The organism is Paenibacillus sp. cl141a, assembly GCF_900109305.1.
Classification (GTDB): domain Bacteria; phylum Bacillota; class Bacilli; order Paenibacillales; family Paenibacillaceae; genus Paenibacillus_AQ; species Paenibacillus_AQ lautus_A.
On the sequence record NZ_FNZO01000001.1, the window covers coordinates 172,366 to 184,726 of the forward strand.

At 52.1% G+C, this 12,361-nt stretch carries 13 protein-coding genes; 12 read left to right on the top strand and 1 reads right to left on the bottom strand.

Annotated elements, in window-relative coordinates:
* Positions 1–9 precede the first annotated feature (9 nt).
* From BMX45_RS00825 to BMX45_RS00880, 12 genes are all read left to right on the top strand, one after another.
* Positions 10–336 carry a DUF4387 domain-containing protein gene (locus BMX45_RS00825; RefSeq protein ID WP_009589826.1) on the top strand — a complete coding sequence of 109 codons (327 nt, stop codon included), beginning with the start codon at positions 10–12 and terminating at the stop codon, positions 334–336.
* 4 nt (positions 337–340) lie between these two features.
* A complete protein-coding gene (locus BMX45_RS00830; protein ID WP_090908095.1) occupies positions 341–1,234 on the top strand; it encodes an ABC transporter permease in 894 nt (297 codons plus the stop codon).
* A 14-nt stretch (positions 1,235–1,248) separates the two neighbouring features.
* Positions 1,249–2,121, top strand: coding sequence for a carbohydrate ABC transporter permease (locus BMX45_RS00835; RefSeq protein ID WP_009589953.1), 873 nt, complete (start codon positions 1,249–1,251; stop codon positions 2,119–2,121).
* Positions 2,122–2,185: 64 nt separating this feature from the next.
* The gene (locus BMX45_RS00840) at positions 2,186–3,679 is read left to right on the top strand and encodes an extracellular solute-binding protein (protein WP_090908096.1); all 1,494 of its coding nucleotides are present in this window, start codon (positions 2,186–2,188) and stop codon (positions 3,677–3,679) included.
* 13 nt (positions 3,680–3,692) lie between these two features.
* Positions 3,693–4,847: an ADP-ribosylglycohydrolase family protein gene (locus BMX45_RS00845; RefSeq protein ID WP_090908097.1), complete on the top strand. Its 1,155-nt coding sequence runs from the start codon at positions 3,693–3,695 to the stop codon at positions 4,845–4,847.
* Between the two features lie 64 nt (positions 4,848–4,911).
* A complete protein-coding gene (locus BMX45_RS00850) occupies positions 4,912–7,032 on the top strand; it encodes an ADP-ribosylglycohydrolase family protein (protein ID WP_090908098.1) in 2,121 nt (706 codons plus the stop codon).
* 20 nt (positions 7,033–7,052) lie between these two features.
* Complete coding sequence (rbsK, locus tag BMX45_RS00855) at positions 7,053–7,964, top strand: ribokinase (RefSeq protein WP_090908099.1); 912 nt, start codon at positions 7,053–7,055, stop codon at positions 7,962–7,964.
* 147 nt (positions 7,965–8,111) lie between these two features.
* The gene (locus tag BMX45_RS00860; protein ID WP_081746334.1) at positions 8,112–8,297 is read left to right on the top strand and encodes a hypothetical protein; all 186 of its coding nucleotides are present in this window, start codon (positions 8,112–8,114) and stop codon (positions 8,295–8,297) included.
* A 238-nt stretch (positions 8,298–8,535) separates the two neighbouring features.
* Positions 8,536–9,084: a nucleotidyltransferase family protein gene (locus tag BMX45_RS00865; protein ID WP_090908772.1), complete on the top strand. Its 549-nt coding sequence runs from the start codon at positions 8,536–8,538 to the stop codon at positions 9,082–9,084.
* Between the two features lie 105 nt (positions 9,085–9,189).
* Positions 9,190–9,897, top strand: a complete 708-nt coding sequence (locus tag BMX45_RS00870) for a class I SAM-dependent methyltransferase (protein ID WP_090908100.1) — start codon at positions 9,190–9,192, stop codon at positions 9,895–9,897.
* A 2-nt stretch (positions 9,898–9,899) separates the two neighbouring features.
* Positions 9,900–10,358, top strand: coding sequence for an NUDIX hydrolase (locus BMX45_RS00875; RefSeq protein ID WP_090908101.1), 459 nt, complete (start codon positions 9,900–9,902; stop codon positions 10,356–10,358).
* On the top strand, positions 10,355–10,927 hold the full coding sequence (locus BMX45_RS00880; protein WP_090908102.1) for a histidine phosphatase family protein: 573 nt from the start codon (positions 10,355–10,357) through the stop codon (positions 10,925–10,927). Before BMX45_RS00875 ends, BMX45_RS00880 begins: the two co-directional genes overlap by 4 nt.
* Positions 10,928–11,012: 85 nt before the next feature.
* Here BMX45_RS00880 and BMX45_RS00885 read toward each other — a convergent pair whose 3' ends face one another.
* Positions 11,013–12,263 (bottom strand): methyl-accepting chemotaxis protein, encoded by a 1,251-nt coding sequence (locus tag BMX45_RS00885; RefSeq protein WP_090908103.1) that lies wholly within the window; start codon positions 12,261–12,263, stop codon positions 11,013–11,015.
* Between the last annotated feature and the right edge of the window lie 98 nt (positions 12,264–12,361).

Here is a 12,361-nt window from a genome sequence, read left to right on the forward strand (position 1 = left end):
GATCAAACCATGACTCAACTCGGCGATTTGGCGAAGGTGCTGCGAAGCAAAAACTCGGGCCCCTTCGAAATTACATTAGACGTGTTGTTTGATTCCAAAGAGCAATATGACAGAGTGAAACAGTCCGGCATCATATCCAAACGGACCATATGCGAGCTGTATCAGATACGGGAGGAGCAGATTCATCATCTGGTGTTTTTCGACCAGGCGCTGGGTTTCAAGATCACGATGTCGCGGGACATATCGTCGGGCAGCGTCGGCGACCGCGACGTGTACGGTGCCCAGCAGCATGCTCCCCTCATGAAGTTATCCATCGAACATGGGGAGGAGGGGTAAAGCCATGAAGGTGTTAAGACGCATACGGCAGGATTGGGTATTATACGCGATGCTGTCGCTGCCTCTGCTCTACTTTTTTGTTTTTCACATCATTCCGCTGTACGGCATGAAACTCGCCTTCCAGGATTACCGGATTCTCGGGGATCATGTGTGGGTCGGGTGGAAGCACTTCAAGACGTTGTTCAGCTCCCCCGCCTTCGCGAGCGTGCTGCAGAATACCATCATCATCAGTTTGATGAAAATCGTATTCGTGTTCCCGATTCCGATCATGCTGTCGCTTCTGATTAATGAAGTTCGGAGCTCGAAATACCGCAAATATGTGCAATCCGTGGTTTATCTGCCGCATTTCCTGTCCTGGGTCGTGATTGCCGGGATCTGGATCAGTCTATTGAATCCTGCCGAAGGCGGAGTCAATCTGATTGCGAATTTCTTTCAACTGCCATCCGTGGATTACATGACCAGCAAGGAGCATATCCGTTGGGTGCTCGTATTCTCCGAAATCTGGCGAAGCGCGGGTTGGGATTCCATCATTTATCTGGCAGCCATCATGAAGATCAGCCCAGGATTGTATGAAGCAGCCAAGATCGACGGGGCGACCCGGCTGCAGCAGATGAGGTACATCACGCTTCCTCATTTATACAGCACAGTTGTAACCGTCTTCATTCTGAATCTGGGTTTCTTCATGAATGCTGGTTTTGATCAGGTGTTTAACTTTATGAACGATTCCATCATCAGCGTGGTCGATATTCTGGACACGTATGTGTACCGGATCGGTATCGGAAACGGGCAGTTTGCTTATGCAACCGCAGCGAGCCTGTTCAAGGGCGTGATCGGCATCATTCTCATCCTGGGCACGCATTTCATCTCGAAGCGCTTCTCGGGCAAGGGCGTCTGGTAAAGGAGGGATTTACGATGAGACGGCTTGAAATTTCCAAAATCGTCATTTATCTGATGTTGTTTGTATTTACGCTCATGGTCTTGGTTCCTCTCCTGAATCTGCTGGCGCTGTCTCTGACCGACCCCGGCAAAGCCCATCTGATGGGCGGTCTGGACATCATACCGAAGGGATTCTCAACGATCAACTACCAGCTGTTGTTGTCCAATCCCTTGATCACGGGCAGTATTCTGAATTCGGTATGGATTACCGTGGCAGGCACATTCCTGAATCTGCTGCTGACCTCCATGGCAGCGTACGTGCTGGCCAGAACCGAGTTTATCGGGAAAAAGGTCGTGTTGTTTTTCCTGATCGTCATTATGGTATTCGAGCCGGGCATGATTCCCGAATACCTGCTCGTGAAGGACCTCGGACTGATGAATACGTTAACTTCACTGATCCTGTATAAAGCGATCAACGTATACTATCTCTTTATTCTCATGCGGTTCATTCAGGACATCCCGGAGGAGATTCTGGAGGCATCCCGAATCGACGGGGCAGGCCATTTCCGTTTGTATAGCCGCATCATCCTGCCGCTCTCCAAACCGGGTCTGGCGACCTTGGGCTTGTTCTACGGAGTATATCACTGGAATGAATATTTCCGGGCGACGCTCTATATTTCGGACCCGACCAAATGGCCGCTGCAGGTCGTGCTCAGGCAGTTTGTTGTCCGTAAGGACAATACGTCCCTGATCGGGAACCAGAACATGTTCGACAGCTCGATCAATTTTGATTTCGCTTCCCTGCAGGCAGGTACGATCATGATTGCGATTGTGCCGCTGTTATTCCTATACCCGTTCATTTTGAAATATTACGCCAAAGGCGAACTGGAGGGCGGAGTCAAGGATTAAGCTAAGGAAGGCAGCATACTTAAGGCATGAATGTTCAAATTCAAAAAAGGGGAGAAAGATGAACATGAAAAAATTAAGCCTATTATTAATCGTTGCCATGCTGGTTATGGTCATGTCGGCATGTACATCGAATTCGAAGACGCCGGGAGCGGGCCAGACCGAGCCCGGGACCGCGCAGCCTGAAGGAAGCGGTGATCCGGTTACGCTGAAGATCGTGTACAAGGATGAAGGAACGGCGAATCCCGTTTCCGTTAAATTCTTCGAGACTTTGGAGAAATCCCTGGCCGAAGACGAAGGCTTGAACGTGAAGTTCGAGCTTGTGGATCTGGCACAGGGCAGTTATGCCGAGAACCTGAATCTGCTGCTGTTGGGCGGAACCATTCCGGATATTATCTACTTCCAAGGCGGCGACCAGCAAATTGCCGAACAAGGCCTGCTGGAAGATCTGACGCCTTACATTGAAAAATCCACTTACATTAAAGATATCATCGAGCCGCATAACCAAACGCGGATGGCAAGCTATCCGTATCTGCTGTGGATCAAACCGCTCGCACCGAAGACCCCGGTCATCCGGGCCGACTGGTTTAATGCCATGGATAGCTCCAAGGCCCTGATGGAGAATCCGACCGTCGACAATTATTATGCTTTCTTCAAGGAATTGGTGGAGAAGAAGCCGGGTGAAGGCAAGCCGAGTTACGCGCTGACGGCAGCAGGCGATATTGCCGAGATCAATTTCATTTTCAATACGGCTTTCGGTTTGGATACGACTTGGCTTAAGAAGGAAGACGGCACTTATGAGTACTCCAAGGTTTCCCAGAATGAAAAAGAAAAGCTGACGTTCTACAACAAGCTCTACAAGGAAGGATTGCTGGACCCGCAATTCATTACGAAGCAGTGGGATACCAAGGAGGATGCCTTCTATAAAGGGGAAGCTGCCGTTATTACGGGCACAGCCGGCAAAATCATCGATTTGTATGACGGAAGAATGCAGGAGCTCGGCGGAGAAGACGCTAACCTGATCGTGCTGCCGCCTGCCAAGGGTGAAGCTCAAGGCTTCGGGGCAACCGACGTGACGAAGGAATCCAGAGGAATTGCGATCTCTTCCCAGTCTCCGCATAAAGACGTGGCGTTCAAGGTCTTTGATTACCTTGCAAGTCCGAAGGGACAAATGCTGGACCGTCTCGGTTTCGAAGACGAGCATTATAAGGTCGTTGACGGCGAGATCGAGCTGAACGAGAAATACTACAGCGAATGGTATGCGCGTTTCTGGGAGCCGACCGAGATCAAATCCGAAACGCCTTTGAAAACGCCGCTATTGGGTGAGCCTGGAACCGAATCGTTGAAAATGGCTGGCGATTTCTACACGGAAGACAATAATTTCATCATCCCTGAGCAATTCATTGCGAACTGGGATGCGATGAACAATCTGTACAAGGAATATTCGACGGACTTTATTACAGGCAAGAAGGATTTGTCCCAATTCGACCAATTCGTTGAAGCATGGAATGCTGCAGGCGGAGCAGAGATAACGAAATACGCCAACGAAAACATCAAGTAAGGAGCCTATAACTATGACTTCGTTTCGTGACCGGGTGAGGGGCGTGGTGATATCCACCGCGCTCGGAGACGCAATGGGAGCTCCAATCGAGAAATTGACGTACGGGGAGATCAAGTCCAAGTACGGACGCGTGGAATCCCTTATGACAAGATGGCATAAGATGGACCTGCCCCCCGACGTCCGGCTTGGCCGGGTAAGGGGCGATGGCATTGTCACGGACGATACGCTGATGACCATTGCGCTCATGAACGTGTATCTTACCGAGGGCAGGCATCTGGATGCCTATGATATGGGCAACGAGTTCGTGAAGGAGATTGCGTTCCGCAAGACGTTTGTCCCTGAGCTGAATGAGGAAACGTTGATTATTGACCGATTGTTCTATCCGGAAAAATACATCTTCATGCGTCATGTGCTGGCCAATTGCGATCCGCGAGAAGGCGGCATCGGGAATATGGTGAACTGCGGGGCGGCGATGTACATCGCCCCGATCGGGATCGTCAATGCGGGCAATCCCAAGGCGGCCTATGATGAAGCCATCCTGTTTGCGATGGGTCATCAGAGCAGCTACGGCCTGGAAGCCGCGGGCGTGCTGGCCGCTTGCGTGGCGAAGGCCTTTGAGCCAGGGGTGAGTGTGGACGATATTGTCCGCACCGCCATCAGCCTGGCGAAAGACGGCACGAAAGCGGCCATTGTGGAGATGACGCAAGCCGCGCGCGATCTGCGGCAGGAGCGGGATGACATGGACAAAGTGATCGAGGTATTGCAAGCGATCATGCTTAAATATTCGCCGATGGGCGATGACGTGAGCCGCCATATCGACAAGGTCGGCATCCCGAGCAACCATTATACGCCAAGCCGTTTATGGTCGATTGAGGAGCTGCCGATGGCACTGGCGTTCATCGTGCTCAATGACGGAGAGTACTACCGTTCGATCCTGGACGGGGTTAACTCCGGGCGCGATACGGACTCGATCGGCGTCATGGCCGGGGTGATCCTGGGCGCCATGTACGGTAGCGAGGTCATCCGCAAGGAAGATATCGAACAACTGAATAAGGTGAATCGTTTGGACCTGTGTGCCATCGCCGACCGGTTCAGCGGCATTGCCGCGAAGATCATCGAGGAGGATCTTCGCATCAATGAATCTCGGAAGAATATTGTGAGCCCATAGTTTTTTTGCAAGCTATTGGAATTCAGCGGAAGTAGAGGAATGGTTGATACAGGAGGGAGAGCAAATGATACCTAAACATTATGTAGAGACGGTATATGCGGGATTCATCGGCATGAACATTGGCATAAGGCTCGGTGCTCCCATCGAACCGGTAGCTTGGACGTATGAACGCATTCGGGACGTATACGGCGATATCCGGGATTACGTGAAGCCGTACAAAACCTTTGCCGCGGACGATGACGCAAACGGTCCGGTTTTCTTTATTCGCGCGCTGTATGACGATGCGACGGACCGTGAGCTTGCGCCTGAGGATGTGGGTAAGGCATGGCTCAATTACGCAAGGGAAGGGATCGGCATGTTCTGGTGGGGCGGCGAGGATATCAGTACCGAGCACCGCGCCTATGTGAATCTGCGCAAAGGCATCTCGGCCCCTCGTTCCGGTTCGATCGAGGTCAACGGCACGGAGATGGCGGAGCAGATCGGCGGCCAGATCTTCATCGATTCCTGGGGCTTGCTGTTCCCGGGACAAGCGGAGAAAGCGGCGGATTACGCGGAAAAAGCGGCCAGCGTCTCCCACGACGGCAACGGGCTGTATGGTGCCCGCTTCATGGCCGCTTGCATAGCCAAAGCCTTTAATGCTTCATCCATGGATGAGATTATCGCGGAAGGCCTACGCATGATTCCGGATGACTCCACCTATGCGCGCGTGGTCCATGCGGTGATGGACTTCCACCGGGAGCAGCCTTCCGATTTCCGCGCTTGCCGCCAATATTTGGAGGACCACTGGGGATACGATAAATATACGGGCGTATGCCACATTATCCCGAATGCCGGGGTGTGCGTGCTTGCCCTTCTGTATGGCGAGGGAGATTTTGCGCGCACGGTCGAGATCGCCTCGATGTGCGGCTGGGACACCGATTGCAACGCAGGCAATGTGGGTACGATCCTCGGCGTTTACGGGGGGCTGGCGGGGATCCCGGATCATTACCGCAAGCCGATCAATGACTTCATCGTGGCTTCCAGCGTGTCCGGCTATTTGAATCTGGTGGATTTTCCGACATTCGCCAAAGAGCTTTCACTGCTTGGCTATCGTCTTAACGGAGTGAAAGCACCTGAAGAGCTGGTTCGTCGGGTGAAGCAGGGCGAGGTGTACTTTGATTTCGACCTGCCTGGATCTACGCATGGCTTCCGGACGAGCCATGCCTTCAAAACGCCGGTCGTTCGCCATTCGACGAAACATGTTTATGACAGCAGAGGATCGCTGGAAGTGGTTTTTGACAGACTGGTTGAAGGCGACAGCAGCAAAATCTATTTCAAACCGTTCTACCGGCGCGCCGAGTTCAACGATGAGAAGTATAAGCCGACCTTTGCGCCGCTGGCCTATAGTGGACAAACCGTATCCGCCCACATTTATGTGGACCAGTGGGAAGGCGCACCGGTTACCTTGACTCCGTATGTGCGCAATACCTATACGCAGGAGGACGTGCGATTGGCTGCGTTTACTCCCGTGTGCGGAGAGTGGAACGCGGTGCAATTCGTCATCCCGGATACGGATGGTGCCATGATCGATGAGATCGGCTGGATCTTGGAGAGCCCGTCGCCGCTCTTAAACCGTGCTATCGGAAGTTTGTTCGTCGGGCAATTCCGCATCACGGGGGCTTCGAACTATGCGATCGATTTTGCCAAGCAGGCCAAAGAGTTCGCTTCCGTCACCCCATTCTCGCATCATCGCGGGAAATGGGAACTGCGTGACGGTGCCCTGCATTGTTTCTCTGAAGGGGATACCTCGTCTTATTCCGGCAATTATTATGCCGGAGATATGGAGATTGAGGCGACCATCAAACCGATATCCGGCACCAGCCATTGTGTTATTGCAAGGGCGCAAGGCGTCATGCGTCATTATCTGGCCGGCTTCGACGGCCCGAACGCCGTATCGTTTATCAAACAGGATTTCGGAATCAAGCGTTTGATCACGGCAAAATACGATTGGGCATTGGGTAACGAATACCGCCTGAAGCTGGTGTCCGAGAGGGACAGGTTCATCTTGTATATTAATGGAGAGAATGTGCTGGAATGCAAGGAAACCACCTATGCTCACGGCATGTTCGGTTTTGGTTGTCTGGAGGATGGCGAGAACGAGATCAAGGAAGTTCGCGTCCGTACATTCGAGCCGAAGCCGGTTTAACAGAAGGGAGCGGGTTAACTTTGCGCAAGCTGGTTGTCATTGGCAGCATTAATATGGACGTTGTAAGTAATGTAGCGCAGTTCCCCCAGCCGGGGGAAACGATTCACAGCAGGGACGCACAGTTTTTTCCCGGAGGCAAAGGGGCAAATCAGGCTGTGGCCGCAGCCTTGGCAGGTGCCGATTGCAGCATGGTCGGCGCCGTGGGCCTGGATCCTTTTGGAAGCACCTTGGTTGCTTCCTTGGAGGAGCGCGGCGTTGGCGTCTCGTCCGTTCTCGCTAAGGCAGGCACATCCGGAATCGCGATCATCACGGTCAACGAAGAAGGCGAGAACTATATCGTGCTTTCGGAAGGAGCCAATGGGCGGCTGACCGAAGAGGATGTTGCCGCCGAAGTCAATTGGGACGGGGTATATGCGGTGCTGCTGCAGAATGAAATTCCGTGGCAGACGACACAGCATGTCATCCGATCGGCCAGCAAGGCAGGCGTTCGCGTCTGGCTGAATCCGGCCCCCGCGCGAACGATTCCGCACGAGGTGTTTCCGCTGCTGGATACATTGATCGTAAACGAAACGGAAGCAGGCGTGGTTAGCGGGCTGAGGGTGGAGGACGCGGCTTCGGCCGAGGATGCTGCAGCATCGATCATCGGAAGAGGCACTTCCAACGTGATCATCACCCTTGGCGAGTTAGGGTGCTTCTATGGGAATGCATGCGGCGAGCGTTTTAACGTCCCGGCTTTCCGCGTCAAACCCGTGGATACCACGGCGGCAGGGGATACCTTCATCGGTGCTTATGCGGCAGCTTGCACGGAGGGGCTGGATACGGAAGCAGCGCTGCGGTTTGCGACAGCAGCTGCTGCATTGACGGTGACCCGTCCAGGCGCTCAATCCTCCATACCGGCTAAGGAAGAGATTGTGGCGTTTATGAATACATGAAGCTGCTAAAGAGAGGGCGTTTACGGATGCCTTCTCTTTTTGTTATATAATGCAAGATTCCATGGGAGCTGCCCGACATGTTATGCCGAACCCTTTCATATATGTAAGAGTGACGATAATGAATCTATGAAATGGGGGATCTGGCAAATGGCAAAACAAAAAAGAGGCAAATCCTTATGGCACTTACCGACTCGCGCACGCGGCACATGCCCGGTGTGCAAGAGTACCCGGACCAAACTGTTGTATCCTCGGACCAAATCGGACGGGACTGCCCTGAAAGTGTGCAAGCGCTGCGACGGGGCATCGCAGGAGCGGGTGGATGCGGCTGTGTAAGCAGCTTCCCGATACAAGGAAGGACTAGAAGTCAGGGATTATTTGGAATATAATAGTGTAATCCAAGAGTGCATAGGCCGTATTCCTCGTGAAGCGGTCTATGCTTTTTTACACGGATCAAGGTTCTCTGGGGCATGCTCCCGCATATTCGGCGGGGTTCGTAAACGTGAGGGACCTGGGGAAGACACGATTACAAGCAAGCTGGGATTCATATCAACCATTCATGGGCGGTGAAGGCATGTTAGAGGAACGGTTAAAGGAATACATAAGGCAGCACAAGCCATTGATGGCGGATTTGGGCATCGTTCGGGATTTAGCCCTGCCGCAATGTTATATTGCCGCAGGTTACATTCGAAATTATGTATGGGACATCCTGCATGGATTAGACGGGACGGACCGGCATACCGATATCGATGTCGTTTACTTCGATCCGGAGGATGTGTCCGAAGAACGGGATGCTGCCCTGGAACAGCACTTAAGAATCTCGACGGCAAACCCGAAGTGGTCGGTCAAGAACCAGGCCAGAATGCATGCCAAGAACGGAGACGAGCCCTATCATTCGACCCATGCAGCGCTAACCCATTGGCCGGAGACGGCCACCGCGGTCGGGGCCAGACTGAACGTCGAAGGGGAGCTTGAGCTTTGCTGTCCTTACGGATTGGATGATTTATTCGCGCTTCGGGTTCGAAGAAGTCCTAACTTTGATAAGCGGGGCTATTATTTGGAACGGGTACGCAAGAAACAATGGAAGGATCAGTGGCCGCGTTTAGCGATCATCGAGGATTAGATAAGAGTTCGCCGAGTAAGAGACACGATCGGCAAGGATTTAGGCATTCTTATGTGGAATTTGTTAGAAAGCAGCTGATAACGGCAAAAACAAGGGGTTATAACATTGAACATATACGACCGTGCGCGGGAAAAGGAAAAGTCGTATCACGAGAAATTGTATGAAGAAGCCGTATTGTTTGAACCTGGGAGCTGGTTAGCCAAGCCCGTTCAGACGGTCCTGGATCATTTGGACTTATTGCCGTTTCCGGATATGCGGGTCCTGGATTTGGGATGTGGCGTCGGGCGCAACAGTATTCCGGTTGCGCAACGGATCCAATCCGCGAAAGGGAAGGTCATCTGCGTGGATTTGCTGCCATCGGCAATCGACAAGCTGGTTCAGTATGCCGCGTTGTATGGCGTAAGTCCAAGCATCGAGGCACTTGCAGCAGACGTAGAGCATTACGAAATTGCCGAGGCGTCTTATCACTACATCATTGCCTGTTCATGCCTGGAGCATTTGAGCTCGGAAGAAGCCTTCGTAAGTAAGGTCAAACAAATGCAGGCTGGAACCGTGGACCAAGGCATTCACTGCATCATGATGAGTACGGAAGTGAAGGAAATCGATCGGGAGACTGGTTTAGAGGAAGAGGGGTTAATCGAGCTGAATCTGTCGACCGAAAGGGCCTTTTCCATCCTTGATGAGCTGTATTCGGAATGGGAAATCTTAACGAGGCGGCAGGTGCAGCAGGATATTCAAGAAGTGAAGGAGGGGAGAGACGTTCTTTTCCGAAGTCAATGGATGACCTTCACTGCGAGAAAAGGAGGGGATTGACCATGGTGAAACATACGCATCTCGGCGTTTATGGAATACTGATTCAGCATGATCATATCCTGTTGATCCAGAAAGCGAGAGGGCCGCATAAGGGGAAGTGGGATTTACCGGGCGGCTCGATCGAGTTCGGCGAAGAGCCGGAGCATACCCTTCAGCGCGAATTTAAGGAGGAAACCGGACTTGGTTCAATTAAGGGAAGCATTCGGACGGCCGTCTCTTACACGATCGTGTATCAGTATGAAGCGAATCAGATGGAAGAACTGCATCATATCGGCATTATTTATGATGTCGAGCTGCTGGAGGATCAAGCTAGGATCCAAACGGACGGTGACGGTCAAGACTCCTTGGGAGCCCAATGGATTCCGATTGACACACTGGGCTCGCTACCGTTAACGCCTTTTGTCGAGATGATGATGGAGCCTGAATTCGAGACGAATCCAGAAGCGGGGATCGAAGAATGACGATGATATATTTTGTGAGACATGCGGAATCCCCATTTATCGAGGGGAAGGAACGGTCTCGTGGATTATCGGCGCAGGGATCGCTTGCTGCGGAGCGAGTGAAGGAGATACTGCTGGGTGAAGGGATTGACGCAATCCTGTCGAGCCCTTATCAGCGAGCCAAGGACACGGTTCAACCATTGGCGGACGCTTTAGGATTACCGATTGCGGAGCAGGAGGACTTAAGAGAACGGATGGCCGGCGATTTGCAGGGACATTCCTTCCCTGATGCCAAAAAGAAATTGTTCCAGGATCCGGCCTTCTCCTTCCCCGGAGGGGAATCCGGTAAAGCCGCGCAAAGCCGTGCGGTTCGGGCCTTCGAGGGAATTTTGAATGCATATGGAGGCAAGCGGGTAGCGATCGGCACGCACGGCGATATCATGACACTCATGCTCCAGCATTATGATGAGCGCTTCGATTATCATTTTTGGCTGGGAACCACATTGCCTGATATTTACCGGGCCGAGTTTGAGGAAGGGCGGCTTGCGAATCTAGCGCGGTTATGGAGCGAGCGTCAAGAGATAGGATGATAAAAAGGCCAAGAATCTCGATAGATTCTTTGGCCTTTTAAGTTTAGATACGATAAATGCGAGTTTATGCAGACTGCGTCACTGCTTAAAATTTGAAAATGTTGATGGTTTTCTGCAGCCGGAAAACGGCGTTATTCATCGCTTCCGCTTCTTCAGCCATCTTCTGGATCGACGAGATGCCTTCGTTCATGGAGGCCGACACTTGCTCCGTTCCGGCAGCGGATTGCTGCGTGATTGCGGATATATTCTGAATCGCGGAAGAAATGTTCTGCGCGCTATCCAGCATGGACTGGCTTTCTTTGGAGAAAGCGGCGATCTGTTCCGAGATATACTGCACGCTGTTTACGATCTCCATAAACACTAGCTCTGCTTCGCGAATCATTTCGGTCTGCTGCCTGACGACCTCTTCATTGATTTTGATGTTTTGGGACGCGTGTTTGATGTCCGATTCGATGCTCCGAACGAGATTGAATACTTCCCGGGTTGAAGACGTAGATTCTTCGGCCAGTTTACGCACCTCCTGGGCGACAACGGCAAAGCCTGCGCCATGCTCGCCAGCTCTGGCCGCTTCGATGGATGCGTTCAGGGACAACAGGTTGGTCTGATCGGCAAGCTCGGAGATCGTCTCCGTAATCTTCGTGATGCCCCTGGCGCTTTGGGCCAACGCATCGATGGATTCCGAAACCTTGGCCGTGGCATCAATGTTCCGCTGCATCCCTGCAGACTGCTTGGCTACCGAATCCCTTCCTTGTTCAACCAGTCCCAGCGTTTCGATCGAGCGGGTATTCATTTCCTGGGTCGAATGCGTATAATTGCTGACCTTCTCTTCGATCTCACGGATGGAATGCGTCATTTCGGATACGTCTTCCGAAATTTCGTTGGCGCCGACGGCCAGCTCGTTGGAGGAAAGAGAGACTTGATTCATCACTTGAATAAGCTCCTGGTTTTTAATCGAGATGCTTGAGCTTGACGTCATTACCTGACGGGTGATATCCGAGGTTTCCTGCAATATTTTGCGAAGCTTGTCCACCATGCTGTTGAAGGTTCTGCTCAGATCGTTCATGCCGCCAACCTCCTCCACCTGGAAGGTGAAGTCGCCTTTGGCGATTTTGGCGGAAACGCTGGAAATTTCCGCAAAGGAGTTCGTAAGCGTTTTCTCAATGAGACGAGAAAGAGGAAAAGTAAGTCCGGTTAGCACCACTACGATGACCACGCCAATGATTGCTTTACCCATCAGAATAAACGCAAGCAGCATGGGTACCGCAAACAAAGCGGCAATGAGATAACAGGCTGCGGTGATTTTTTGAGACATAGGGAGTCTGTTGAACCATGCCATAAGAATGAATCCTCCTCAACAACATAGGATATATTTACCACGATTATAGCATCGAAGGGCTAAACTAGATATAACGAATTGACAAAAAGTGTTGAATT

Bases quoted from the DNA above. Each gene is read 5' to 3' on its own strand.
- BMX45_RS00840 (WP_090908096.1), top strand. From the start codon at position 2,186: ATGAAAAAATTAAGCCTATTATTAATCGTTGCCATGCTGGTTATGGTC.
- BMX45_RS00825 (WP_009589826.1), top strand. From the start codon at position 10: ATGACTCAACTCGGCGATTTGGCGAAGGTGCTGCGAAGCAAAAACTCG.
- BMX45_RS00845 (WP_090908097.1), top strand. From the start codon at position 3,693: ATGACTTCGTTTCGTGACCGGGTGAGGGGCGTGGTGATATCCACCGCG.
- BMX45_RS00880 (WP_090908102.1), top strand. From the start codon at position 10,355: ATGACGATGATATATTTTGTGAGACATGCGGAATCCCCATTTATCGAG.
- BMX45_RS00830 (WP_090908095.1), top strand. From the start codon at position 341: ATGAAGGTGTTAAGACGCATACGGCAGGATTGGGTATTATACGCGATG.
- BMX45_RS00835 (WP_009589953.1), top strand. From the start codon at position 1,249: ATGAGACGGCTTGAAATTTCCAAAATCGTCATTTATCTGATGTTGTTT.
- BMX45_RS00885 (WP_090908103.1), bottom strand. From the start codon at position 12,263: ATGGCATGGTTCAACAGACTCCCTATGTCTCAAAAAATCACCGCAGCC.
- BMX45_RS00875 (WP_090908101.1), top strand. From the start codon at position 9,900: ATGGTGAAACATACGCATCTCGGCGTTTATGGAATACTGATTCAGCAT.
- BMX45_RS00850 (WP_090908098.1), top strand. From the start codon at position 4,912: ATGATACCTAAACATTATGTAGAGACGGTATATGCGGGATTCATCGGC.
- BMX45_RS00860 (WP_081746334.1), top strand. From the start codon at position 8,112: ATGGCAAAACAAAAAAGAGGCAAATCCTTATGGCACTTACCGACTCGC.
- BMX45_RS00865 (WP_090908772.1), top strand. From the start codon at position 8,536: ATGTTAGAGGAACGGTTAAAGGAATACATAAGGCAGCACAAGCCATTG.